The organism is Streptomyces sp. BBFR25 (assembly GCF_044590125.1).
GTDB classification, from domain to species: Bacteria; Actinomycetota; Actinomycetes; order Streptomycetales; family Streptomycetaceae; genus Streptomyces; species Streptomyces canus_D.
Genome location: NZ_CP172447.1, coordinates 4,142,929 through 4,164,237 on the forward strand (window position 1 = coordinate 4,142,929; position 21,309 = coordinate 4,164,237).

Sequence of the window (21,309 nt, forward strand, 5' to 3'; positions counted from 1 at the left end):
CTCAGGCCGCCCTTCAGGCCCCGCCGGTCAGCCCCTCGGCCGTGAGGGTGAGGTGGCGGACCAGCACCTCGGCCGCCGTGTCGGCGTCGCGGGCCAGCGCCGCCTCCTCCAGCCGGCGGTGCTCCTCGACGCCGTCCCTGCCGGGGTTGCGGTGCGTGGACCAGCGGCGGGCCAGTTCGCTCGCCGTCCACAGCCGGTCGAAGGTCTCCAGCAGCACGGGGTTGCCGCAGCCCTCCATCAGGGCGCGGTGGAAGAGCCGGTGCGCCTCGGACCACGCCTCGCTGTAGTACTCGCCCTCCCCCGGCGTGTACGCGGGCGTGCGGGACAGCCGGTGGTGGGCGGCGCGCACCCGGGCCTCCCAGTCGACGTCGCCGCGCTCGACGGACATCCGCAGCAGGACAGGTTCGATGGTGCGGCGGGCCTCCGCGATCTCCTGCCAGCGGCGGTCGGAGTAGGCCGGGACGGCGAAGCCGCGGTTGGGCAGCCGGTCGGCGAGCCCGTCGCCGACCACGCGGACGAGTGCCTCGCGCACCACGGCCAGGCTCACGCCCTGCTCCCGGGCGAGGTCCTGCGGCTTGAGGGCGGCGCCGGGGGCGTGGTCGCCGCGCATGATCGCGTCCCGCAGGCGGGCGTAGACCTGCTCGGAGAGCATCCGCTTGCCCGTCGGCGGGGGCGGGGTGGGGCCGGTCTGAGTCATGAGGGCAGCATAGACGATCCCTTGAATAATCGATTATCGGTGTTATGGTCGATCGCAGTGGTCGACACGGCCGCACCCCACAGCACCGGCTCGGCCCGACCCGGCCCGCAAGGGCCCGGCCTGCCCGAAAGGAACGACACGATGAGCGCCAACGACCCGTTCGCCCGCCTCCCCGAGGCGGCCTCCTTCACCGTCACCAGCACCACCGTCACCGACGGCGCCCGCTGGCCGGACGCCCAGCACTCCTCCGGCGTCCCCGGCGGCAAGGACGTCTCCCCGCAGCTGGCGTGGAGCGGCGCGCCGGAGGGCACCAGGAGCTATGCCGTCACCGTCTACGACCCCGACGCCCCCACCGGGTCCGGCTTCTGGCACTGGGCGGTCGCCGACATCCCCGCCGCCGTCACCGAGCTGCCCGAGGGCGCCGGCGACGACACCGGCTCGGGCCTGCCCGAGGGTGCCTTCCAGCTCCCCAACGACGCCCGCGCCGCCCGCTACATCGGCGCCGCCCCGCCGGCCGGGCACGGCCCGCACCGCTACTTCGTCGTGGTGCACGCCCTCGACGTCGAGTCCATCGGCGTCCCGGCCGACGCCACCCCCGCCGTCCTCGGCTTCACCATGGCCGGGCACATCCTCGGCCGCGCAGTCCTGACCGCCACCGCCGAGACCCCGGCCTGACCACCACGTGTCCCGGCTCATCGACACCACGGAGATGTATCTCCGCACCGTCCTGGAACTGGAGGAGGAGGGCGTGGTCCCGCTGCGCGCCCGCATCGCCGAGCACCTGGACCAGAGCGGCCCCACCGTGAGCCAGACCGTCGCCCGCATGGAACGCGACGGGCTGCTGCGGATCGCCGCCGACCGGCACCTGGAGCTGACCGACACGGGCAGGCGGCTGGCGACGCGCGTGATGCGCAAGCACCGGCTCGCGGAGTGCCTGCTGGTCGACGTGATCGGCCTGGAGTGGGAGCAGGTCCACGCCGAGGCCTGCCGCTGGGAGCACGTGATGAGCGAGGCCGTCGAACGCCGCCTCCTGCGCCTGCTGCGGCACCCGACCGAGTCGCCCTACGGCAACCCGATCCCGGGCCTGGCGGAACTGGGCGGCAGGGACACTGCGGTCCCGCCCACCGCCGGGAGCGCGGTGAGCCTCGGTGACCTGCGCCCCGGGCCGGGCGGCGCAAGCGCGGTCGTCCGGCGCATCGGGGAGCCGGTCCAGGCCGACCCCGGGCTGCTGTCCGCCCTGCGGCGGGCCGGGGTGCGGCCGGGCGCGGTCGTGAGCGTCACGCCGTGGCCCGGCGGCGTGCGGGTCGGCAGCGGCGACCGGACCGCCCGGCTCCCCGCCCGCAGCGCCGCGCACGTCTTCGTCGCCCCGCTCTGAGCCCGCAGAGCCCCACACCTCAGCTCCGCTGGTCCTCCCGGTCCTCCTGGCCGCCCTGGTTCTCCCGGCTGCCCTGGTTCTCCTGGCTCCCCGGCAGCCCGAACAGCCGGGCCGCGTTGTCGTGGCACACCCCGCGCAGCCACGCGTCCCCCAACTCCAGCCGCTCCAGGGCGTGCAGTTGGTGCAGGTAGGGATACGGGATGTTGGGGAAGTCGGTACCGAGCAGGACGCGGTCGCCCAGGTCCGCCAGCCGGGGCAGCGCGCGGCGCGGGAAGGGCGCGAGGCGCTCACTGAAGTCGGTGAACGCCATGGTCGTGTCCAGCCGCACCTCCCCGTACCGCTCGGCGAGGTCCAGGAAGTCCTCGTACTCGGGCATCCCGAGGTGCGCGACGACCAGCCGCAGCCGGGGGTGGCGCGCCAGCACCCGCGCGATCGGTTCGGGTCCGGTGTGCTTGCCGGGCGCCGGGCCCGAACCGCAGTGCACGACGACCGGGACCCCGGCCTCGGCGAGCACGCCCCACGCCGGGTCGAGCAGTTCGTCGGCCGGGTCGTAGGCCCCCACCTGCACATGTGCCTTGAAGACCCGCGCCCCGGCCTCGACGGCCCGGCGGACGTACGTCTCGACACCCGGCTCGGGGAAGAGGGTGGAGGTGTGCAGGCAGTCGGGGGTGCGGCGGGCGAAGTCCACCGCCCAGTCGTTCAGCCACTGGGCCATGCCCGCCTTGTGCGGGTAGAGCATGGCGGTGAAGGCCCGCACGCCGAACGCGCGCAGCAGCTCCGCGCGTTCGTCCTCCTCCTGCCGGTAGGTGATCGGCCACTCGACCCCGCCGGTCAGCGGCCCGAGGGCGTCGAAGTAGGCCCAGACCTTGCGCAGCACCCGCTCGGGCATGAAGTGCGTGTGCACGTCGATCAGCCCGGGCAGCCCGAGCCCCTCCCAGAACCGGCGGACCTGCCCCGCCTCGTGATCACTCATGCGGCCACGATGGAGCCCCGCGCTCCCCTGGACAAGGGGTCGAGGGGGCGAGGACGCGAGGGTGCGAGGGGACGGCCCGGGGGACGAGGTCAGAACAGGCCGTCCTGTACTCCGGCCGCTCGTCTCAGCTCCCGCAGCGGCACGGCGCACGGCTCGCCCTCGGCGGCCAGCAGCTCCCACCCCGTCATCAGCCGGGTGTCGAGCACGACGACCCCGCGCTCCGTCGCCAGATGCAGATCCGGCCCGGCGGCGGCCACCAGCTCACCCCCGATCGCCCCGCCCGCCACCAGCTCGGCCACCTCCGCCACGGCGTCCGGCCCGCGCTCCGCCCCCGTGATCCCGAAGACTGCCGCGTGGTCGACGCCCCGGAACGGCTCCCGCGTCAGCGCCTCCGGCCAGCCGCCGAGCGCCGCCGCCCGCGCGTGCAGTCCGGCGATCTCGGCCGTCCGCTCCGCCTCCGACTCGGGCAGGGCGGCCCGCACCGCGCGCTTGTGGGCGTACGCAATGCGGTCCGGCACGCCCAGCGCGGCCCGCAGCAGCTCCTCGGTCCGGCGCGCGGCCATCAGCGGCCCGCGGCCCAGCCAGCTGAAGCACACGGCGCCCTGCTCCAGGAGCCGGGCGGAACCCCGTTCGTATGCGGTGATCCCCACCTTGACCAGACCCGGACCGAACCACGCCAAGTAGACGCGGTACGGCCGCGGATCGTCCGCCATGGTGTCGGCGGCCACGGAGTGGGCCCGGTCCAGCCGGGCGCACTCCTCGCACCGCGCCCCCGTGCTCCGCCCCGGCACGCCGGCCCGCACCGGGCACGCGTTCCCCCGTGCTCCCACACACGTCCGCTCACCCCCCTCGGCGACCGCGAAGGCCACTCGCTTCCCCCGGGCCAGCACACTGCGCCGGCCCCCGACCCACGTCAGCACGGGACCGTCCGCCGCCCACCGCAGCCCCGCGCACTTCCATGCCTGTGCCATCCCCCACGACAGTAGAGGGCACCACTGACAACGGCCGGTGGCAGGAGCCCGCGACGACGTCCGGGCGGGCACTCACTCATGGTGAGCGCCCGCCCGGACGTACCGTATGACCATGGCAGAAAGTGAAGCGATGTGTCCCGAGCGCCTGCTCATGGAGCATGTCACCAGCCGCTGGGGCACCCTGGCCCTGATCGCTCTGCTCGACCGTCCCTACCGCTTCAGCGAACTGCGCCGGGAGATCGGCTCGGTCAGCGAGAAGATGCTGGCCCAGACCCTGCGGACCCTGGAGCGCGACGGCCTGGTCGACCGCGACGCCAAGCCCGTGATCCCGCCCCGCGTGGACTACTCCCTCACCGGCCTCGGCCGCGAGGCCGCCGAACAGGTCCGGGACCTCGCGCGCTGGACGGAGCGCCGGATGGCGGCGGTGCAGCGGGCCCGGGGGGCGTACGACGCGGACAAGGCGTGACGCGCCGCCGCCCCCGAGGGCGTCACGACTTCAGGACCGCCTTCATGACGCTCTTGGCGATGGGCGCGCCGAGCCCGCCACCGGAGATGTCCGCACGGGAGATGTCCATGTCGGTCGGGTCGATGAACACGGCCACCGCGACGGAGGACCCGTCGTCCTTCTTGCCGTAGGACACGAACCAGCCGTACGGCACCTCGTCGTCGACGTTGACACCGCGCTGTGCGGTACCGGTCTTGCCGCCGACCGTGATGCCGTCGATCTGGGCGCGGCGGGCGCTGCCCTCCTTGGCGGTGAACTCCATCATCTCCTGGACCTTCTGCGCGGTCTCGGCGGAGACCGCCTCGCTCATCACCGCGGGCTCGGTCTTCTCCAGGGTGTCCAGGTCCGGGCCCTTGACCTCGTCGACGACGTAGGGCTGCATCACCTTGCCGTCGTTGGCGATCCCGGCGGTGACCATGGCCATCTGCATCGGCGTACTGGTGAGGCTGCCCTGGCCCATGCCGGTGAGCGCCGTGCCGGGCTTGTCGAGGTCCTCGGGGTAGAGGCTCTTGGTGGCGAGCAGGTCGCCGAAGTCGTCGGAGTAGACGTCCTCGTTGAAGCCGAACTTCTCGGCCGTCTCGCGCATCTTGTCCTGCCCCAGCTTGGAGGCGGCGTCGAGGAAGACGTTGTTGCAGGAGTACTGCATGGCGGTCTTCATCGAGGCCTTGTTGCAGACCCCGTCACCGGCCTCGCTGCCGATCTTGTTGCTGGACTGCGGCAGCGGGTACGGGGAGACGGCGTCCGTGCGGGCGTCGACGTCGCTGACGATCCCGTGCTCCAGTGCGGCGGCCGCGGTGAGGATCTTGAAGGTGGAGCCCGGCGGGTAGGTCTCCCGCAGCGCGCGGTTGGCCAGCGGCTTGTTCTTCTTCTTGTCCAGCGCGACGAAGCGGTCGGACTCCTTGAAGGTGCTGCCCGCGAACGTCGACGGGTCGTAGGAGGGCGCCGAGACCATCGCCAGCACCTTGCCGGTCTGCGGGTCGAGCGCGACCACGGCCCCCCGGGCGCCCTTCAGGTCGGTCAGCCCGTCCCAGGCGGCCTTCTGCGCCTTCGGGTCGATGGTGGTGACCACCGAGCCGGGCCGCCGCCCCTCACCGCTGACCACGTCGGCGAACCGCTGGAAGGCCAGCCGATCGTCCTTGCCGGTCAGGATGGAGTCGTACGTCTTCTCCAGCAGCGTCATGCCCTGCGCCTGCGAGGCGTAGCCGGTCACCGGCGCGTACATGGGACCGTCGGCGTAGGTGCGCTTGTACTTGAGATCGGTGCTCTCGGTCTCCTTGGACCCGGTGACGGCCCGGCCGCCGACGACGATGTCGCCGCGCGGGGTGGCGAACTGCTCGATCTGCACCCGCCGGTTCTTGGTGTCGGAGGCCAGCTCCGGGGCCCGGACGTACTGCAGCCAGTTCGCGCGGATCAGCAGGCCGAGCACCAGCAGCCCGCAGAAGATCGCCACGGCCCTCAGCGGCTTGTTCACCGTGGGCCTCCGTCGAGGCTCGGCCGGTCGGATATCGTCCGGTCGGATATGAAGACTGGTCCTCTCAACATGCGCTCACCCTAGACACAGTTGCGCGCCGCCAACACGTCCGGTCGCCCGTAACCACCGTGTCGCCCGGCTCCCGCCGCCCGTGGCGGTCGCGTCCCGTCGGCGAGAATCCGGCGGAACCTGTCACTCGCGCCACTGGGACCCGGCCCCGTCCCTTCATAGCGTGCCCGCATGAACCTTGCCGGCCTCCTCCCCTACGTCATGCCGGTCGCCATCGGCCTGCTCGTCGTCCTGCTGCTGTCCCTCGTCCCGGACCCGCACCGCCGGCCCCTGAACGCCCTGGGGATCGCCGGGGCCGGGGGCATCTACTTCTCGGGCGGCGGCCTGGGCGTCTGGGAGCTCCCGTTCGGCGCGCTCATGCTGTACGTCGCCTACCGGGGCCTCACGTCCTGGACGTTCATCGGCATCGGCTGGCTGCTGCACACCGCGTGGGACGTCGTCCACCACCTGAAGGGCAACCCGATCCTCCCCTTCGCCCACGGCTCCTCCCTGGGCTGCGCGTTCTGCGACCCGGTCATCGCCCTGTGGTGCCTGCGCGGCGGCCCACCCCTGCGCGCACTGCTCCGGACCCGTCGCGCTCCCCACGAGCGGGCGGTCACCTGACGGGCCCGGTCTCACCAGAAAGGGGTCGGCGCGTCCTCACGGCTGGTTGCAGTCGCGATACCGAAGGATCCCGGTGATCCTGTCAATGAGGCGTGGCTGGCGACGCAGCGGCGTCGTGCGCCGGTGACCGTGCTGTACAGGAAGGTGGCGACCATGGCAGCGATACCGAGCGAGACACGGCGAGGGCATGGCGGGCCGGGCGACAGCGGGGGGCTCAGCGGCGCGTCCCTCTTCGCCGGCTCCGTGATGATGCTCAGCGGGCCGCTCAGCATTCTCATGGGCGCATCAGGCATCGCAAGAGACAACTTGTTCGCCGCCTCCCAGTACTCCTACCGGTTCGACCTGACCTCTTGGGGCTGGATCCACATCGTGGTCGGGCTGGCACTCGTCATCGCCGGCATGGGAGTCGTGACGAACAAGAGCTGGGGGCGCGGGGCCGGCGCAGCGGCGGCGGGCATCAGCCTGATCACCCAGTTCATGTTCGTCCCCTATTACCCGCTGTGGGCCATCCCCATGATGGCACTCGATCTCTTCATCATCTTTGCCCTCACCAGGTTCCATGTCGGAACCGACGGCAGTGCGTGAAGCGTCTCAGAGCTGCCGTACGGCCGTAAAACGACAAAGGCCCCGGAACACTCCGGGGCCTTTGACCTGTGTGCACTCGGCAGGATTCGAACCTGCAACCTTCTGATCCGTAGTCAGATGCTCTATCCGTTAAGCTACGAGTGCTTGTCTTGTTCAGTTTTACCGCCGCTTCCGTTCCTTCCGGCCCGTCGCGGCGACAGGAAGAACATTACATGACTGCCGCCGTCATGTGAAATCCATTGGCCGCACCCCTTGTGACCTGGGTAAACACCTGCCTGCGGCTGACCGACAACACCGAAGCCCCGGCCGTGTGGGCCGGGGCTTCGGTGATCGGTGCGGAGGCGGAGGGATTTGAACCCTCGATGGGCTTTAAGACCCAAACCGCATTAGCAGTGCGGCGCCATAGACCGGACTAGGCGACGCCTCCAGACAACATCACCACTTCGCGTGCGAGCGCGAGTGGCGCGTGCCGATGATGACACAGTTGAGCGCGCTGTCACCAATCGACGCCTACGGTACTAGGCGCGCGGGCCGCAGAGCAAAGCCCTTACGGCGTAGTCCACGGCCGGGCGCGCAACGTCCGGGCGGCCCGCGCGTTGGTCAGGTCATGTTCCAGGTCACCCGCACCCCCGCCGCCCGCCTCCTCGGCGCCGCCGCCCTGTCCGCCGCCGCCCTCGCCTCCGTCTGCGCCGCGCACCCGGCCGCTGCCGCCGGTCCCGGCGCTCCGGACGGCGACCACCTCACGGTCACCGTCCGCGACGCCGGCGCGGGCATCGACGGCACGTACGAGCTGTACTGCCACCCCGCCGGCGGCGACCACCCCCACGCCGAGGACGCCTGTTCCGTCGCCGACGGCGACACCCGGTGGGGCCGGGAGGTCTTCGCGCCGGTGCCCGAGGGCAGCGTCTGCACCATGCAGTACGGCGGCCCCGCCACCGCGCACGTCACCGGCACCTGGGCCGGGCGTCCCGTGGACGCGACGTACGACCGCCGCGACGGCTGCGAGATCTCCCGCTGGGACCGCATGGTGCCGCTGCTGCCCGATCTCGGGAGCCAGGCCCGGCCCTAGCGGACGGACGACGGCACGGGCTCGCCCGACGGCACCGGTCACATGTTCTACGTCACTTCCTCGTGCGACCTCCGTCCCATCCCACACCGCCCGGCGGGCCCCAACCCTTAGACTCCCTCGCGTGACACCCTGCGGGCCGATTGGCAAGATGGCCCAGGCGGTCGGCAAGTGCGGTAACAGGAGGGAAGCGTCTCGTGAGCAGCAGGCCATCCCGAGGCACTGCTCGCCTCGCAGCCATACTGGACGCGCTGCCGGACGCGTTGGTCCTGGTCAACGCCAACGGCACCGTGGTCAACGCGAACACCATCGCGCTGGAGGCGTTCGAGACGCCGGGCACCGCGCTGGTCGGGCGGGGACTGCTGGATCTGCTGCCGCAGTTCGACTCGCGGCTCATCCCCGGCTCCATGCGGCGCCCCGACCACATCGATCCGCGGGCCCGCACCAAGCCGACGCGGATGGTCGCGCGGCGCACCGACGGCTCCGAGTTCCCCGTCGAGGTCACCAGCGCCAACCTGGAGACCGGCCAGCAGGCTTACGACACCTACGGCTACACCGGCGACGAGCTGCTGATGCTGGTCGTCCGCGACCTCTCCGGCACCGTCGACACCGAGGCCGAGCTGGCCCGTTCGCAGCGGCAGACCGAGATGATCCTGCGGGCCGCCTCCGAGGGCGTCGTGGGCACCGACACCGACGGGCGGATCGTCCTCGTCAACCCGGCCGCCGCCCAGATCCTGGGCTACCGCGCCGGTGAACTGGGCGGCCGGGAGCTGCACACCCTCGTCCTGCACTCGCGCGCCGACGGCTCGCCCTTCCCGTACGACGAGTCCCCGCTCGCCGACACCCTGCGCTCCGGGCGCAAGCACCGGGTGCGCGGGCAGGTGGTGTTCGCCAAGAGCGGGGACCAGCTGCCGGTCGACCTGACGACCGCCCCCGTGCGCGACGGCGACCAGCTCGTCGGCGCCGTGATGACCTTCACCGACCGGCGTCCCTACGACGCCCTCGTCAAGGAGCACGAGGAGGCGGAGCGGCGGCACGCCGAGGAGCTGGAGCGGCTCGCCGAGGAGCACGCCTCCGAGCTGACCGCGCTGCGTCAGCGGCACGTCGCCGAGCTGGAGGAGCTGCGGGAGAAGCACGCGGAGGAGATCGCCGCGGACGCCGACCGCTACGCCGCCCTCGGTGAGCGGGAGAAGGACCGGTACGAGGCGATCGCCGGACGGCACGAGCAGTTGCTCACCCTCCTCGGCGACTCCCTGCGCGGCCCCCTCGACGAGCTGCGCCGGGAGCTGGCCGCGCTGGCGTCGGACGACGCCGGTCAGTTGTGGCCGGAGGCCAACCAGGTGCTGCACCACCTGTCGGCGGGCTACTCGCGCATCACCACCCTCATCGACAACGTCCTCGGCTACCAGCGCCTCGACGTCGGCAACGAACAGGTCGCCCGTACGAAGGTGATGCTCGACGCCGTCGTCGCCGCGGGTGTCGACGGGGCCGTGGAGCTGATCGGCCCTGGGCGGGTCCAGTTCGCCGTGCACGCGCCGCCGATCGAGGCCGAGGTCGACCCCCGGCTGCTGGCCACCGCGCTCGCGCACCTGGTCGCGGACGTCGCGGGCGTCGACGCCACCGGCAACTCGCCCGTCTCGGCCACGGGCGGCTATCTGGACAACACCGTGGTGGTGGCCGCGGCGCAGCGCGGCGAGGTCGTGCGCATCGAGGTGCGCGGGCCGTACGCCGGGGGAGACCCGGTGCACGAGCCGATCGTGCGCGGGATCGTGCGGGCGCACGGCGGCGTGCTGCAGACGCACGAGGTGCCGGGCATGAGCGGCAGCGCGTACGTGCTGGAGGTGCCGATCGGGGGCGGCGCGGGTGCCGTCACGGCCCAGGGCGCCGCGCCGGTCCAGATCGCCCCCGCCGCGCCGGACGCCGGGGCCGACGCGGCCGGTGTCGCGGGCGCGGGGAACGCCGTGGCCCTTCGGGAGCCGGCTCCCGGGGGCGGGCGGCGGCGGGCGCGCCGGGCGTCCGTCGACGCGTTCCTGGAGAGCGGGGTCGCCGGGGCGCCGGGCGAGGCCGGTGCCGGGCCCGAGGCGGAGAACGCCGTACCGACCGGGCGGCGCAGGCGGCGTGCGGATCAGGGCCAGGGGCAGGGGCAGGACCAGGGGCAGCAGCAGGCCCATGTCCAGGCCGAGGGCGGAGGAGAGGCGGAGGTTCAGGCTCCGCTTCCCGTGCCCGCGCAGGCGGGGCCCGGCGAGAGTGCCGGGGCCGGTGGTACCGGGCGCCGTCGCGGACGGCCCGCGGAGGGTGCGGGCACCGAGGCCGCCGGGGTGCCCCAGGGAGCATCCGCCGGGGTGTCCGAGGGTGCCGTCGTCATGGCCGGCGAGCACGGCGGAGGGGCCGCCGCGTCCAACACCGGCCTGGGCGGGACCGTACCGCCGCAGGGCATGCCCGCGCCCGCCGGACGCCGGGGCGGGCAGGACGGCGGTGAGCAGCACGCGCTGCCCCCGGCGCTGCCCGTGCAGGCCGGGGAGTCGGACCCGGTGGACGCGGACCCCGATCGGCCGACGGGGCGCCGACGCCGTGCCCTGGCCTCGGCCAACGAGCGCGCCGCGGCGCAGGAGGCGGCCCCGCGCCAGGTGTTCGCCCTGCCGCCCGTCGACGTCGACCGTCCGTCCGAGGGTGCGGCGGCGGAGATGGCCGCCCAAGCGCAGGCCCAAGCGCAGGTCCAGGTGCAGGGGCAGGGGCAGGCGCAGGGGCAGGCGCAGGGATCGGTACCGGGTCAGGGATCGGTACCGGGACAGGCTCGGCCCGGGCGGGTCCAGATGCCCGGGCCCGCCGCTCCCGGTGCCGTCCGGCCCGACGACGGCCGCCACGACGCCGTACCGCACGACCAGTCCGAGGACCACACGCCGCCGCAGCCGCATCCGGCCGAGGCGCCCACCGGCCGCCGTCGCCGGGCCGGGGCCGCCCGCCCGGCCGACGAAGCGGCGCCGGTCCAGACGGGGAACGGGACCGCGCAGAGCATCCCGGTGCAGGGAGCGCCCCCGGTACACGGAGCGCCGCCGGTGCACGGAGCCCCCGTGCCCGCCCCGGCCGTCGCTCGCACCGAGGCGCAGGCACCCCGGCCCGCGGAGCCCGGCGACACCGCCAGCCCCGGCACGGCGGCGCCCGCCACTCCCGGCCGACCCGCCCCCGCACCGCAGCCGTGGCCCGCCGCCGCCGACACCCAGGGCGCGGGCGCACCAGTACCGCCTGGGACCCCCGTACCGCCTGGCACAGGCGCCCCACAGGCACCCGTGGCACCCCCATCCCCGGCAGCGCCCCCGACCCCGGCAGCACCCGCGGCCCCTGCCGCGCCTGCCACCCCTGCTGCGCCCCAGGGCGTTCCGGCCTCCACGCCGAGCCGGGGCACCCCGCTGCCGCCCGAGAACGCGCCCGCCCCGCGCGCGGCGCAGCCGCTGCCCGCCGAGGCGTCCGCGCCGGTCGACCCGAACTCGACGCAGGGACGGGCGATCAGCGTGCGGACCCTGGGCCAAGGACTGCCGTTCAACCGGCAGGCGGTCCAGGTGCAGCAGCCGCTGCCGTCGGCCACGCCCGCCCCGCACCACTCGGGCGGCGGCGGGCGACGCCGCAAGCTGGGCACGCCGCCCGACCCGGCCGCCGAACAGCCGCCGGGCACACAGCCGTCCACCGCGCAGCCGCCCACCGGGCAGCCGAAGCAGCAGCCGAAGCAGCAGGCACACCCGCAGATCCAGCCGCAGCAGGAGCAGGCATCCCTGGCCGGCGGTCAGGGACGGCTCGCGCCGGTCACCGAGGGCGCCGGACGGTCGTACGCCATAGGGGCACCGGACCGGAACGCCGCCGAGGGGCCCGAGCCGCTGGACGGGCCCGGCGGGGCCGTGGAGGTGGCCGACCCGCCACGTCCGCAGCCGATGGACGACGAGCTGCCGCCGGAGCCGCTGGACAATCCGCGCCGACTGCTGGTGTGGCCCGCGCCGGACGTCTCCACTCAGCAGGCGCTCAGCGACCGCGGCTACCGGCCGGTGATCGTGCACTCGCGCGAGGAGGTCGACGCGCAGATCGCGGCGTTCCCGGCCGCGCTGTTCGTGGACCCGCTGACCGGGCCGATCACGCGTACGGCGCTCCAGTCGCTGCGGCAGGCGGCGGTGGCGGCCGAGGTGCCGGTGCTGGTCACGGCCGGACTCGGACAGGCTTCGCGGGACGCCGCGTACGGCGCCGATCCCGCCGTCCTGCTGAAGGCGCTCGCGCCCCGGGACAGCGAGCAGCACCCGCCGCGCGTGCTGCTGATCGAGGAGCACGCGGAGATCGCGCTGGCACTGACCTCGACGCTGGAGCGGCGCGGGATGCAGGTGGCGCGGGCGGCGAGCGACGCCGACGCGGTGACGCTGGCCGGGCAGTTCCGGCCGAACCTGGTCGTGATGGACCTGATGCGGGTGCAGCGGCGCCAGGAGGGTTCCGCCGGGATCGTCGACTGGCTGCGCGCCAACGGGCAGCTCAACCGCACCCCGCTGGTCGTCTACACCGCCGCCGTCGACCAGGACGACCTGCCGCGGCTGGCCTCGGGCGAGACGGTGCTGTTCCTGGCGGAGCGTTCCACCAGCGGTGAGGTGCAGTCCCGGATCGTCGAGCTGCTGGCGCGGATCGGGACCAACTGAGGGCGCCCGGCGCGTCACGGACCGGGTCGGCTCCGGGTCAGCGGTCGACGATCCGCCGCGCCGCCTGCTTGATCGAGTCGCGCAGGCGGTCGGCGTCGTCCGCACCGCCGCCGACCAGGACGCGTTTCATCTGCGGCACGACGACCGCCCAGTTCGCCATCGCGACCAGCAGGAACAGGAGATCGGGCGCCGGGATGGCGTCGGTGATCACGCCGCGCTCCTGGCCGTCCCGCACGGCGGCGACCTTGCGGGCGTAGTGCGCCTGGCGTTCGGCCTCGTGGGGCAGCTCGGCGGTGCCGTACTCCATGCCCTCCCAGAAGAGCAGGCGCAGCAGCTCGGGGTGGGCGGCGTGGTAGTCCAGCAGGCGGTCGATCCAGCCCTCGATGTCGTCCGGGTCGACGGGGACGGAGATCGCGAGGTCGAGCATCTTCTTTTCCAGGACGGACGCGAACAGCTCGCCCTTGTTGCCGTAGTAGGCGTAGATCAGCTGCTTGTTGGCCTTGGCCTCGGCCGCGATGCGGTCGATGCGGGCGCCGGCGATGCCGTGGCGGGCGAACTCCGCCACCGCCGCCTCGAAGATCCGGGCCTTGGTGGCCTCGGGGTCCCTTGCTGCCATGGGGCCAGGGTAGCGGGGCGGCCGCGGTAACCAACTGTTTGGTTGACAGTCTTCGGGAATGCGGGCCAGACTCCCGGGGTTGGTTCCAACCAACCAGTTAGTTGTTAGTTCGCGCGCACTCGAAGGAGTCGCTCCCCCTCATGTCGTCATCGCCGTCATCACCGCCGTCGCCGCCATCTTCGTCGCCGCCATCTTCGTCGCCGCCGTCATCGTCGTCGCCGTCATCGTCGTCCGCTTCCGTGGGGACGCCGGCCGGGCTCGCGTCCGGTCCCGTGCGGCCGCCCAGCAGGACGGCGTCCGGGGCCGGTCCGTCCGGCGCCGTGGGTCGCCTCTTCCTGCCCCTGATCGCCCTCTGCACCGCCGTCACGGCCGCCAACATCTATCTCGCGGCGCCGCTGCTCCCGCTCATCGCCCACGACATGGGCTCCACCCCGTCGGCGGTCGCCTGGCTCGCCTCGGTCGCACAGCTGGGATACGCGGCCGGACTGCTCTTCTTCGCGCCGCTCGGGGACAGCGTGAACCGGCGGCGGCTGGTCGCCGTCCTCGCACTGGTCGCCACGGCGGCCCTGCTCGCCGCCTCCGCGTCGGCCGGGACCGGCGCGCTCGCGGGCGCCGTCCTGGTCGCCTCGGCCGCGACCGTCGTACCGCAGCTGCTCGTCCCGCTGGTCGCCGAGCGCGCCCCCGCCGACCGCCGGGCCCGGCACGTCGCCGCCGTCATCGCGGGCCTGTTCACCGGCGTCGTCGCGGCCCGGGTGCTCGGCGGTCTCGCCGGGCAGGCCTTCGGCTGGCGCGCGGTGTTCGTGGGCGCCGCCGTCCTGACGGCCGTACTGGGGCTGGCGACCGCGTACATCCTGCCCGTGGAGCGGCGGCAGCGGCGGGGTCCGCTGTTCGCTGGGCTCGTCGCGATACCGGGCGTGGTGCGCCGCTCGCCCGACCTGTGGCGGGCGTGTGTGCGTCAGGCGGGGATGTACGGCGCCTGGAGCGCCCTGTGGACCTCGCTCGCGCTGCTGCTCGCGGAGGACGAGGGGTACGGCATGAGCACCGCCGCGGCCGGGTTGTTCGGCCTGTTCGGGCTGGCGGCGAGCGTGGTCGCGCCGCTCGCCGGGGGCCTGGTCGACCGGTTCGGCGCCGCCAAGGTCGTACGGTCCGCGTACGGGCTGGCAGCCCTCTCGGTGCCGCTGTTCTGGCTGGGCGGCCAGGCGATGGCGGCCCTGTGCGCGGCGGCCGTCCTGGTGCACGCCGCCCTGGTCGCCTCCCACGTCGCCAACCAGACCCTGGCCCTGACCACCACCTCGGCCCCGGCCACCGCCAACACGGCGTACGTCGTCGCCGGTTTCGCGGGCGGCGCGCTGGCCTCGGCGCTCGCGGGACCCGCGTTCGGCCACTGGGGCTGGGGCGGCGTGTGCGCCGTGGCGGGGGCCTGGCTGGTGCTGGGCTGGGCCGCTACGGCCGTACGTCCGGTGCGGTGAGGACTGGGGCGCACGCCCCGCGCGGCGATGAGGACGGAGCGGGTGCCGGGCGGTGAGCCGTGGGCCGTGGGCCGTGGGGTCCGCCGCCCGGCGTCGTCGGGCACGTGCCGGTCAGAGCCGGGTGACGTCGAGACCGCCGTCGGCGTACTGCCTGCGCAGCACCTTCTTGTCGAACTTGCCGACGCTGGTCTTCGGCACCGTCTCGATGACCGTCCAGCGTTCCGGGAGCTGCCACTTGGCGATCTTGCCGTCCTCGGCGAGGAAGGTGCGCAGGGCGGTGAAGTCGACGTCGGCCCCCTCCTTGAGGACGACGGTGGCCAGCGGACGCTCGCCCCACTTGTCGTCCGGTACGGCGACCACCGCGGCCTCGGCGACGTCCGGGTGGGCCATCAGCGCGTTCTCCAGCTCCACGGAGGAGATCCACTCGCCGCCGGACTTGATGACGTCCTTGGCCCGGTCGGTGAGCGTGAGGAACCCGTCCGGGGAGATGGTGCCGACGTCGCCCGTCTTCAGCCAGCCGTCCTCGCTGAACTTGTCGTCGGGACGCAGCGGGTCGGCACCGGGGCCGTTGTAGTAGGCACCGGCGATCCAGTTGCCGCGCACCTCCAGCTCACCGGCGGACTCGCCGTCCCAGGGCAGGCGCTCGCCGCCGGGACCGGTGAGGCGGGCCTCGACCCCGGTCGGGAAACGGCCCTGGGTGAGGCGGTACGCGAACTCCTCCGGCGTCCCCACCACGTGGGCCGGGGGCCGGGCGATGGTGCCGAGCGGCGAGGTCTCCGTCATGCCCCAGGCGTGGCAGACCCGCATGCCGAGCGCGTCGAACGCCTCCATGAGGGAGGGCGGACAGGCGGAGCCGCCGATGGTGACCTGGGTGAGGGAGGAGACGTCGCGGGGCTTGGCGGTCAGCTCGGCGAGCAGGCCCTGCCAGATGGTGGGGACGGCGGCGGCGTGCGTCGGCCGCTCGCCCTCGATCATCGCGGCCAGCGGCGCGGGCTGCAGGAAGCGGTCCGGCATCAGCATGTTCACGCCGGTCATGAAGGTGGCGTGCGGCAGTCCCCAGGCGTTGACGTGGAACTGCGGGACCACCACCAGCGAGGTGTCCTGGTCGGTCAGGCCCATCGACTGGGCCATGTTGACCTGCATGGAGTGCAGGTAGATGGAGCGGTGGCTGTAGACCACGCCCTTGGGGTCGCCGGTGGTGCCGGAGGTGTAGCACATGGCGGCCGCGGCCCGCTCGTCCAGCTCGGGCCAGTCGTAGGTGTCCGGCTTCCCGGCGATCAGGTCCTCGTACTCGTGCACCTGGACGGCGGCCCCGTCCAGCAGGGAGCGGTCGCCCGGCCCGGTGACGACGACGTGCTCGACCGTCTTGAGGTGCGGCAGCAGCGGGGCGAGCAGCGGCAGCAGCGATCCGTTGGCGAGCACGACCCGGTCGGCGGCGTGGTTCACGATCCAGGCCAGCTGCTCGGGCGGGAGGCGGAGGTTGAGGGTGTGGAGGACCGCGCCCATGGAGGGGATCGCGAAGTAGGCCTCCACGTGCTCGGCGTTGTTCCACATGAGGGTCGCCACGCGTTCGTCGTCGCCGACGGCGAGGTCCTCGCGCAGTGCGTGCGCCAGCTGGGCGGCGCGGGCGCCGATCTCGGCGAAGGAGCGGCGGTGCGGCTCGTCCTCACCGGTCCAGGTGGTCACCTGCGAGCTGCCGTGGATGCTCGACCCGTGGGCCAGGATCCTCGAAATCAGCAGCGGTACGTCCTGCATCGTGCTCAGCACGGTGTCCTCCCGGGGCGACATTGCCTACGCGGCGGTAAGGGTTGCGCTGATTCTGCGCACATACCGCGTGGTATGTCACTAGTCCCGGGTGATCGATCAGTGGGCGGGTCCGCACAAGCGGTCCCACCGGGGGTGCACAGACCGGTTCAGGACCGGACGAATCCCAGCTCAGGGTCTTCCCGGAGCTTGCCGAGGGCCCGGGAGACCGCCGACTTCACGGTGCCCACGGAGACGCCCAGCACTTCCGCCGTCCGGGCCTCGCTGAGGTCCTCGTAGTACCTGAGGACGACCATCGCGCGCTGCCGTGCGGGCAGCTTCATGATCGCCCGCCACATCGCGTCGTGCAGGGCCTGCCGCTCCGCCGGGTCGTCGCCGCCGGGCACGGGCTCCGGCTCGGGCAGCTCGTCGCATGCGAACTCGTCGACCTTGCGCTTGCGCCACTGCGAGGTCCGGGTGTTCAGCAGCGCCCGGCGCACATAGCCGTCCAGGGCGCGGTGGTCCTCGATGCGCTCCCAGGCCACGTACGTCTTGGTGAGCGCGGTCTGCAGCAGATCCTCCGCGTCGCTCGGGTTCGCGGTGAGCGACCGGGCGGTACGCAGCAGCACCGGCTGGCGGGCCTTCACGTACGAGGAGAACGACGGGTAGGGGAAGGTCTGCGCCCTGGCCGTGGCCGCGGCCGGTGCCGTGGCCGGCGCCAGGGCGGTGGCGGCGTTCGAAGCGCTGGGGCAGACGGATGTGGTCATGGCTCAACGCTATGAGCGAGGGGGCGCCCGGCGGATCGGCCGCAGGTCCCGAAGCGGTGTCCGCCTCAGGTTGTAGGGGTGGTGTTGGCCCCACCTCCTGTAGGTGGAGTGGGGGAGGAGGGGTACTGCGGGTTGACCCCTGGGGGCCGCGCGCGGGAGGGGCGCCCGTGCGGAGGACTCCCGGCGGCCGGGGGGGCGCCCCGCGCGGAGGACTTTCGGCGGCCGGGAGACGCCCGCGCGGAGAGCTTTCGGAGGCCGAGAGGCGCCCGCGCGGAGAGCTTTCGGAGGCCGGGGGGAGCGCGCAAACGCCCGGGCGACGGTACCGAAGTACCGCCGCCCGGACGCACTGCGACCCCATGAAGCACACCCGCACAAGGAACCGGGGACCGGCGCGGCAGCGCACCCGCGCCGGCCCCTCAGCTCACCACCACAGCGGGGAGAAGCTGACGGCCACGTTCTCGTTGCCCTGGTTGATCGCCGTGAAGGCGGAGCCGTCGACCTGCGCGGTGTTGCTCTGGTTCGAGGCGCCCGAGCCGACCGCCTGCTGCTGCGTGGTGGACGAGTTGCCGTTGTTGTCGTCGCCGACACCGCTGCCGAGGATCCCGGCATTGGCGCTGGCGGCGGTCGCGTTCGATCCGTCGTCCGCGAAGGCGCCGTTGTCCGCCGTCGCGATCCCGCCGAAGAGAGCGGCGGCGAGCGGAAGGGCGGCGACGGCGGCGACGACACGGGCGGTACGGATGCTTGCCATGTGTTCCTCCAGAACAAGTGCGCACCGGCTTCCAGCCGACCACGCGAGAAGTATGTGAAGTAGGGCTTTTGCCAAGGCAGTTGGCCGACCGCCTCGACGCTGTGCACGACGTCGCGTGATCAGAGTTGCCCACCGAATCCCCGGCGAACCACCCCGGAAGCCCTGATTCGCCCTCAAGCGTGAGGACAAGTCGATAAACCCCTTTGCTTCTCTTCCGTCTCACCACGGGACAGCAGGGACGACTCCCCCTCAAGCCCCGCAAGGGGTGAAGCGTTCCGCCACTTTCTCCCCCCGCCCTCACCTCCCCGGCGTGTCGCACCCCTCGCTCTTCCCTTTCTCGAACATACGTACGAACATAGACCCATGGCCACCACCGACCGGCAGGCCACGACGCTGGCCCTCGCACACGCCCTGTCAGCCGCGGAACGCGGGCTGGCCGTCATCCCGCTGGCCCGGACGAAGCTCCCGGCGCTGCGCTCCCCCCACCGCGACGCCCCGACGCCGGAACCGTTCACCTGCCGCGGCGAGTGCGGACGCTTCGGCCACGGCGTCCACGACGCCTCCACCGACCCGGCCCGCGTCCGCGCGCTGTTCGCCGCCGCGCCCTGGGCCACGGGCTACGGCATCGCCTGCGGCCTGCCGCCGCACCATCTGATCGGCGTCGACCTGGACACGAAGGCGGACACGTCGCAGACGGACTCCTCGACCGCCCTGCGCGAACTGGCCCTGCGCCACCTCTTCACCATCCCGCCCACGGTCGTCGTCCTGACCCCCAGCGGAGGCCGCCACCTCTGGCTGACCGGCCCGCCCGACCACGTCGTCCCCAACTCGGCCGGCCGCCTCGCCCCCGGCATCGACATCCGCGGCGCCGGCGGCTACCTGGTCGGCCCCGGCTCCCGCACCCGGCACGGCACCTACACGACCGCCCCCGGCACGTCCCACCTGGCCCCCGCGCCCTGCCCGCCCGCCCTCCTGCGCCTGCTGCTCCCGCCCCCGGTACGGCGTGCCGGGGGCGGGACGACGGGCGGCGACGGCCGGGGCCTGGTCCAGTTCGTCCTCGCCGCGCACCGGGGCCAGCGCAACACCCGCCTGTTCTGGGCGGCCTGCCGCGCCTACGAGAACGGCATCGGCGCGGCCCTGCTGGTCCCGCTCCTGGAGGCCGCGCGCACCACCGGTCTGACGGAACACGAGGCCCGCGCGACCATCGCCTCGGCGGCCCGCATGACGGGCCACCGCCCCTGACGAACCCCGAACCGCCCCTTGCCCCCGCCTCCCCCGGCCACCTGGGCGCCCGTCCCACCCGGCACGCGACCGAAAGACGCCGATGCACGACCGCCCCAGAGTGCCGACCCTGTCGCTGACCCGGATCGCCCTGTCCTGCGGCCGCAGCGTCGACCTGGCCGACCTGCGCCTCACCCCGACCTACGGCGACATGCCGCACGGCTACCCCTGCCGCCCCGCCAACGACCTGCGCATCCGGACCCTCCTGCACACCGCCGCCCGGATGTCCCCCGCCGTGCCGGTCCACCTGATCCCGCCCCCGCGCGAGTACCCGGACCAGTACGCGGGCGCCTTCGGCCCCGTCGAGACCCTCCCGCGCGTCGCCTGCGTCGGCCGCTTCTCCTCGACACCCCTGACCCCGGCCAACGACCCGCTCACCTACCGCTCGGGCCTGACCGTCCTCTGGTTCCAGCCGACGACCCGACTCCCGGACCCGTACGACCCGGACCCGCCCCTGCGCGACGTCGACTGGCCGACGTTGGCCCGGGACTACGAGCTGGGAGACGCGTCGTACGGGCCTTGAGCCCCCGGCCGTTCTCCGCCGCTCACCCCCGTACTTCCGTCAGCCTCGTCCTTCCGCCACGCCCGGACCCCCAACTCTCCGGTGGTACCGAGGTCGAGGTGCGGGGCGACCATCACGGGGTCGGAACCGGCCCCCGCCCGGACCCTGACGTAGGGCACGGTCACCGCCTCACCGAACTCGGTGGTGTTGCGCCACGCCAGGCCCGACACGGCGGACTCACCGGGCCGTAGCGTCACCGGCCGCGGCGGCCCGTCGTCCCCGCCCGCCATCGGAATGCCGTCCGTACCACGCAGGATCTCGATCCCTTCCACCGCCTCGTGCTCCGCATCGAGCAACTGCAGCACCGGATAGCCCTCCAGGGAGTGCGTCCGGCCCCCGCAGTTCTCCAGGTGGAGCCCCACGACGCGCAGCCCCATCGCCGCGTCGCCCTGGTCGGCGGTCAGCCGCAGCCCGGACTCCGGACAGGTACCCGCTGGCGCCGGAGCCTCGTCGGAGGGCACCCGCTCCACATCGAGAATCCGCACCCGCCCGGCGCCGTGCACCCCACCGGCCGGATACCCCCCGTGTTCGAGCGTCCGCCGCACGGTCTTCCCCGCCCCCACGGACGCCACCGTCTCCTCGACGCTCGACATCGCCCGGCCCTGCTCGTCCAGCACGGAGAAGGTGATGGTGTACGTGAACGGCTCGGCCTCCGGGTTGGTCACGTCGTACTGGACGGCACACGACCCGGCCGCCGCCCCAGCCCCCGGCAGGCTGTCCGCCGTGACCGACACCCCGGGCCGCTCGCTCGCGCGTCCACTGGGCGACGCGCTCTGCCCGGCCCCGGCCCGCTCCACCATCCCGACGACCCGAACCCCGTCCCGCTCGGCACCGTCCGCACCGCCGGAAGCCCTGTCACCGGTGGCACCGTCCGCACACGGCCCCTTCGTCTCCCCGCCACCTCCCGCCTCCGAGGCGGCGGTATGAGTGCCGCAGCCGCCCAGCAGAAGACTGGCCACGACGGCACCGGAAACCGCCAACGTCGTGCGGAACGGAGGAATTCGCATCGCGCTACCCCACCAGCCCCACCTCACGCCGACCATGGCGGAAGCCACACCTCCGGTCACAGCCCTGTCACAAGAGGAACGACGACGGCCCCCGACCGTCAATCCTGTTCAGGGCGCATCCTCGTGACGACGCG

19 protein-coding genes and 2 tRNA genes are annotated in these 21,309 nt (G+C 73.4%); 10 read left to right on the forward strand and 11 right to left on the reverse strand.

The window, feature by feature from the left end; genetic code table 11:
- Window positions 1–13: 13 nt before the first annotated feature.
- The gene (locus tag ACGH52_RS18815; protein ID WP_399940832.1) at window positions 14–697 is read right to left on the reverse strand and encodes a GntR family transcriptional regulator; all 684 of its coding nucleotides are present in this window, start codon (window positions 695–697) and stop codon (window positions 14–16) included.
- 141 nt (window positions 698–838) lie between these two features.
- On the opposite strand from ACGH52_RS18815, the gene ACGH52_RS18820 reads away from it, so the two are divergent.
- Together ACGH52_RS18820 and ACGH52_RS18825 are read left to right on the forward strand one after the other, a co-directional pair.
- Complete coding sequence (locus ACGH52_RS18820) at window positions 839–1,372, forward strand: YbhB/YbcL family Raf kinase inhibitor-like protein (protein WP_121701819.1); 534 nt, start codon at window positions 839–841, stop codon at window positions 1,370–1,372.
- A 7-nt stretch (window positions 1,373–1,379) separates the two neighbouring features.
- Entirely contained in the window at window positions 1,380–2,072 is a 693-nt protein-coding gene (locus ACGH52_RS18825; protein ID WP_076975311.1) for a metal-dependent transcriptional regulator, read from the forward strand.
- A 19-nt stretch (window positions 2,073–2,091) separates the two neighbouring features.
- On the opposite strand, the gene ACGH52_RS18830 is transcribed toward ACGH52_RS18825, so the two are convergent.
- Together ACGH52_RS18830 and ACGH52_RS18835 are read right to left on the reverse strand one after the other, a co-directional pair.
- Complete coding sequence (locus ACGH52_RS18830) at window positions 2,092–3,045, reverse strand: amidohydrolase family protein (protein WP_399940837.1); 954 nt, start codon at window positions 3,043–3,045, stop codon at window positions 2,092–2,094.
- A gap of 89 nt (window positions 3,046–3,134) precedes the next feature.
- On the reverse strand, window positions 3,135–4,016 hold the full coding sequence (locus ACGH52_RS18835; protein ID WP_399940840.1) for a DUF2797 domain-containing protein: 882 nt from the start codon (window positions 4,014–4,016) through the stop codon (window positions 3,135–3,137).
- Window positions 4,017–4,122: 106 nt separating this feature from the next.
- Between ACGH52_RS18835 and ACGH52_RS18840 the strand changes: the two genes are divergently transcribed.
- Window positions 4,123–4,482: a helix-turn-helix domain-containing protein gene (locus tag ACGH52_RS18840; RefSeq protein ID WP_059303027.1), complete on the forward strand. Its 360-nt coding sequence runs from the start codon at window positions 4,123–4,125 to the stop codon at window positions 4,480–4,482.
- Window positions 4,483–4,504: 22 nt separating this feature from the next.
- Here ACGH52_RS18840 and ACGH52_RS18845 read toward each other — a convergent pair whose 3' ends face one another.
- Window positions 4,505–5,992, reverse strand: a complete 1,488-nt coding sequence (locus ACGH52_RS18845; protein ID WP_059303026.1) for a penicillin-binding protein 2 — start codon at window positions 5,990–5,992, stop codon at window positions 4,505–4,507.
- 240 nt (window positions 5,993–6,232) lie between these two features.
- On the opposite strand from ACGH52_RS18845, the gene ACGH52_RS18850 reads away from it, so the two are divergent.
- Window positions 6,233–6,664 carry a DUF6010 family protein gene (locus tag ACGH52_RS18850; RefSeq protein ID WP_399940844.1) on the forward strand — a complete coding sequence of 144 codons (432 nt, stop codon included), beginning with the start codon at window positions 6,233–6,235 and terminating at the stop codon, window positions 6,662–6,664.
- Window positions 6,665–6,817: 153 nt separating this feature from the next.
- Window positions 6,818–7,249, forward strand: coding sequence for a hypothetical protein (locus tag ACGH52_RS18855; RefSeq protein WP_193777571.1), 432 nt, complete (start codon window positions 6,818–6,820; stop codon window positions 7,247–7,249).
- A 71-nt stretch (window positions 7,250–7,320) separates the two neighbouring features.
- Here the strand turns inward: ACGH52_RS18855 and ACGH52_RS18860 are convergent.
- Window positions 7,321–7,393, reverse strand: a tRNA-Arg gene (locus tag ACGH52_RS18860).
- Window positions 7,394–7,585: 192 nt separating this feature from the next.
- Window positions 7,586–7,676 (reverse strand) — tRNA-Ser (locus ACGH52_RS18865).
- 180 nt (window positions 7,677–7,856) lie between these two features.
- Here ACGH52_RS18865 and ACGH52_RS18870 point away from each other — a divergent pair.
- Complete coding sequence (locus ACGH52_RS18870; protein WP_059303022.1) at window positions 7,857–8,318, forward strand: SSI family serine proteinase inhibitor; 462 nt, start codon at window positions 7,857–7,859, stop codon at window positions 8,316–8,318.
- 194 nt (window positions 8,319–8,512) lie between these two features.
- Window positions 8,513–12,982: a PAS domain-containing protein gene (locus ACGH52_RS18875; RefSeq protein ID WP_399940849.1), complete on the forward strand. Its 4,470-nt coding sequence runs from the start codon at window positions 8,513–8,515 to the stop codon at window positions 12,980–12,982.
- A 37-nt stretch (window positions 12,983–13,019) separates the two neighbouring features.
- Here the strand turns inward: ACGH52_RS18875 and ACGH52_RS18880 are convergent, their stop codons facing one another.
- Window positions 13,020–13,598, reverse strand: coding sequence for a TetR family transcriptional regulator (locus ACGH52_RS18880; RefSeq protein WP_076975305.1), 579 nt, complete (start codon window positions 13,596–13,598; stop codon window positions 13,020–13,022).
- Between the two features lie 320 nt (window positions 13,599–13,918).
- Here ACGH52_RS18880 and ACGH52_RS18885 point away from each other — a divergent pair, with 320 nt between their 5' ends.
- Window positions 13,919–15,067, forward strand: a complete 1,149-nt coding sequence (locus tag ACGH52_RS18885; protein ID WP_399940853.1) for an MFS transporter — start codon at window positions 13,919–13,921, stop codon at window positions 15,065–15,067.
- A gap of 111 nt (window positions 15,068–15,178) precedes the next feature.
- Here the strand turns inward: ACGH52_RS18885 and ACGH52_RS18890 are convergent, their stop codons facing one another.
- The 3 genes from ACGH52_RS18890 to ACGH52_RS18900 form a co-directional block, all read right to left on the reverse strand.
- On the reverse strand, window positions 15,179–16,855 hold the full coding sequence (locus ACGH52_RS18890; RefSeq protein WP_399940856.1) for a long-chain fatty acid--CoA ligase: 1,677 nt from the start codon (window positions 16,853–16,855) through the stop codon (window positions 15,179–15,181).
- Between the two features lie 125 nt (window positions 16,856–16,980).
- The gene (locus tag ACGH52_RS18895; RefSeq protein ID WP_171987278.1) at window positions 16,981–17,577 is read right to left on the reverse strand and encodes a SigE family RNA polymerase sigma factor; all 597 of its coding nucleotides are present in this window, start codon (window positions 17,575–17,577) and stop codon (window positions 16,981–16,983) included.
- Window positions 17,578–17,998: 421 nt separating this feature from the next.
- Window positions 17,999–18,325 (reverse strand): hypothetical protein, encoded by a 327-nt coding sequence (locus tag ACGH52_RS18900; RefSeq protein WP_076975300.1) that lies wholly within the window; start codon window positions 18,323–18,325, stop codon window positions 17,999–18,001.
- A gap of 363 nt (window positions 18,326–18,688) precedes the next feature.
- Here ACGH52_RS18900 and ACGH52_RS18905 point away from each other — a divergent pair, with 363 nt between their 5' ends.
- Both ACGH52_RS18905 and ACGH52_RS18910 read left to right on the forward strand, forming a co-directional pair.
- Window positions 18,689–19,567 (forward strand): bifunctional DNA primase/polymerase, encoded by an 879-nt coding sequence (locus tag ACGH52_RS18905; RefSeq protein ID WP_399940859.1) that lies wholly within the window; start codon window positions 18,689–18,691, stop codon window positions 19,565–19,567.
- 82 nt (window positions 19,568–19,649) lie between these two features.
- Window positions 19,650–20,129: a hypothetical protein gene (locus tag ACGH52_RS18910; protein ID WP_399940862.1), complete on the forward strand. Its 480-nt coding sequence runs from the start codon at window positions 19,650–19,652 to the stop codon at window positions 20,127–20,129.
- On the opposite strand, the gene ACGH52_RS18915 is transcribed toward ACGH52_RS18910, so the two are convergent.
- Window positions 20,096–21,175 carry a DUF4232 domain-containing protein gene (locus ACGH52_RS18915; RefSeq protein WP_399940865.1) on the reverse strand — a complete coding sequence of 360 codons (1,080 nt, stop codon included), beginning with the start codon at window positions 21,173–21,175 and terminating at the stop codon, window positions 20,096–20,098. The two genes, ACGH52_RS18910 and ACGH52_RS18915, sit on opposite strands and share 34 nt — an antisense overlap.
- Between the last annotated feature and the right edge of the window lie 134 nt (window positions 21,176–21,309).

Bases quoted from the DNA above. Each gene is read 5' to 3' on its own strand.
- ACGH52_RS18815 (WP_399940832.1), bottom strand. From the start codon at position 697: ATGACTCAGACCGGCCCCACCCCGCCCCCGCCGACGGGCAAGCGGATG.
- ACGH52_RS18820 (WP_121701819.1), top strand. From the start codon at position 839: ATGAGCGCCAACGACCCGTTCGCCCGCCTCCCCGAGGCGGCCTCCTTC.
- ACGH52_RS18830 (WP_399940837.1), bottom strand. From the start codon at position 3,045: ATGAGTGATCACGAGGCGGGGCAGGTCCGCCGGTTCTGGGAGGGGCTC.
- ACGH52_RS18835 (WP_399940840.1), bottom strand. From the start codon at position 4,016: ATGGCACAGGCATGGAAGTGCGCGGGGCTGCGGTGGGCGGCGGACGGT.
- ACGH52_RS18840 (WP_059303027.1), top strand. From the start codon at position 4,123: ATGACCATGGCAGAAAGTGAAGCGATGTGTCCCGAGCGCCTGCTCATG.
- ACGH52_RS18850 (WP_399940844.1), top strand. From the start codon at position 6,233: ATGAACCTTGCCGGCCTCCTCCCCTACGTCATGCCGGTCGCCATCGGC.
- ACGH52_RS18855 (WP_193777571.1), top strand. From the start codon at position 6,818: ATGGCAGCGATACCGAGCGAGACACGGCGAGGGCATGGCGGGCCGGGC.
- ACGH52_RS18870 (WP_059303022.1), top strand. From the start codon at position 7,857: ATGTTCCAGGTCACCCGCACCCCCGCCGCCCGCCTCCTCGGCGCCGCC.
- ACGH52_RS18880 (WP_076975305.1), bottom strand. From the start codon at position 13,598: ATGGCAGCAAGGGACCCCGAGGCCACCAAGGCCCGGATCTTCGAGGCG.
- ACGH52_RS18890 (WP_399940856.1), bottom strand. From the start codon at position 16,855: ATGTCGCCCCGGGAGGACACCGTGCTGAGCACGATGCAGGACGTACCG.
- ACGH52_RS18895 (WP_171987278.1), bottom strand. From the start codon at position 17,577: ATGACCACATCCGTCTGCCCCAGCGCTTCGAACGCCGCCACCGCCCTG.
- ACGH52_RS18900 (WP_076975300.1), bottom strand. From the start codon at position 18,325: ATGGCAAGCATCCGTACCGCCCGTGTCGTCGCCGCCGTCGCCGCCCTT.
- ACGH52_RS18905 (WP_399940859.1), top strand. From the start codon at position 18,689: ATGGCCACCACCGACCGGCAGGCCACGACGCTGGCCCTCGCACACGCC.
- ACGH52_RS18910 (WP_399940862.1), top strand. From the start codon at position 19,650: ATGCACGACCGCCCCAGAGTGCCGACCCTGTCGCTGACCCGGATCGCC.
- ACGH52_RS18915 (WP_399940865.1), bottom strand. From the start codon at position 21,175: ATGCGAATTCCTCCGTTCCGCACGACGTTGGCGGTTTCCGGTGCCGTC.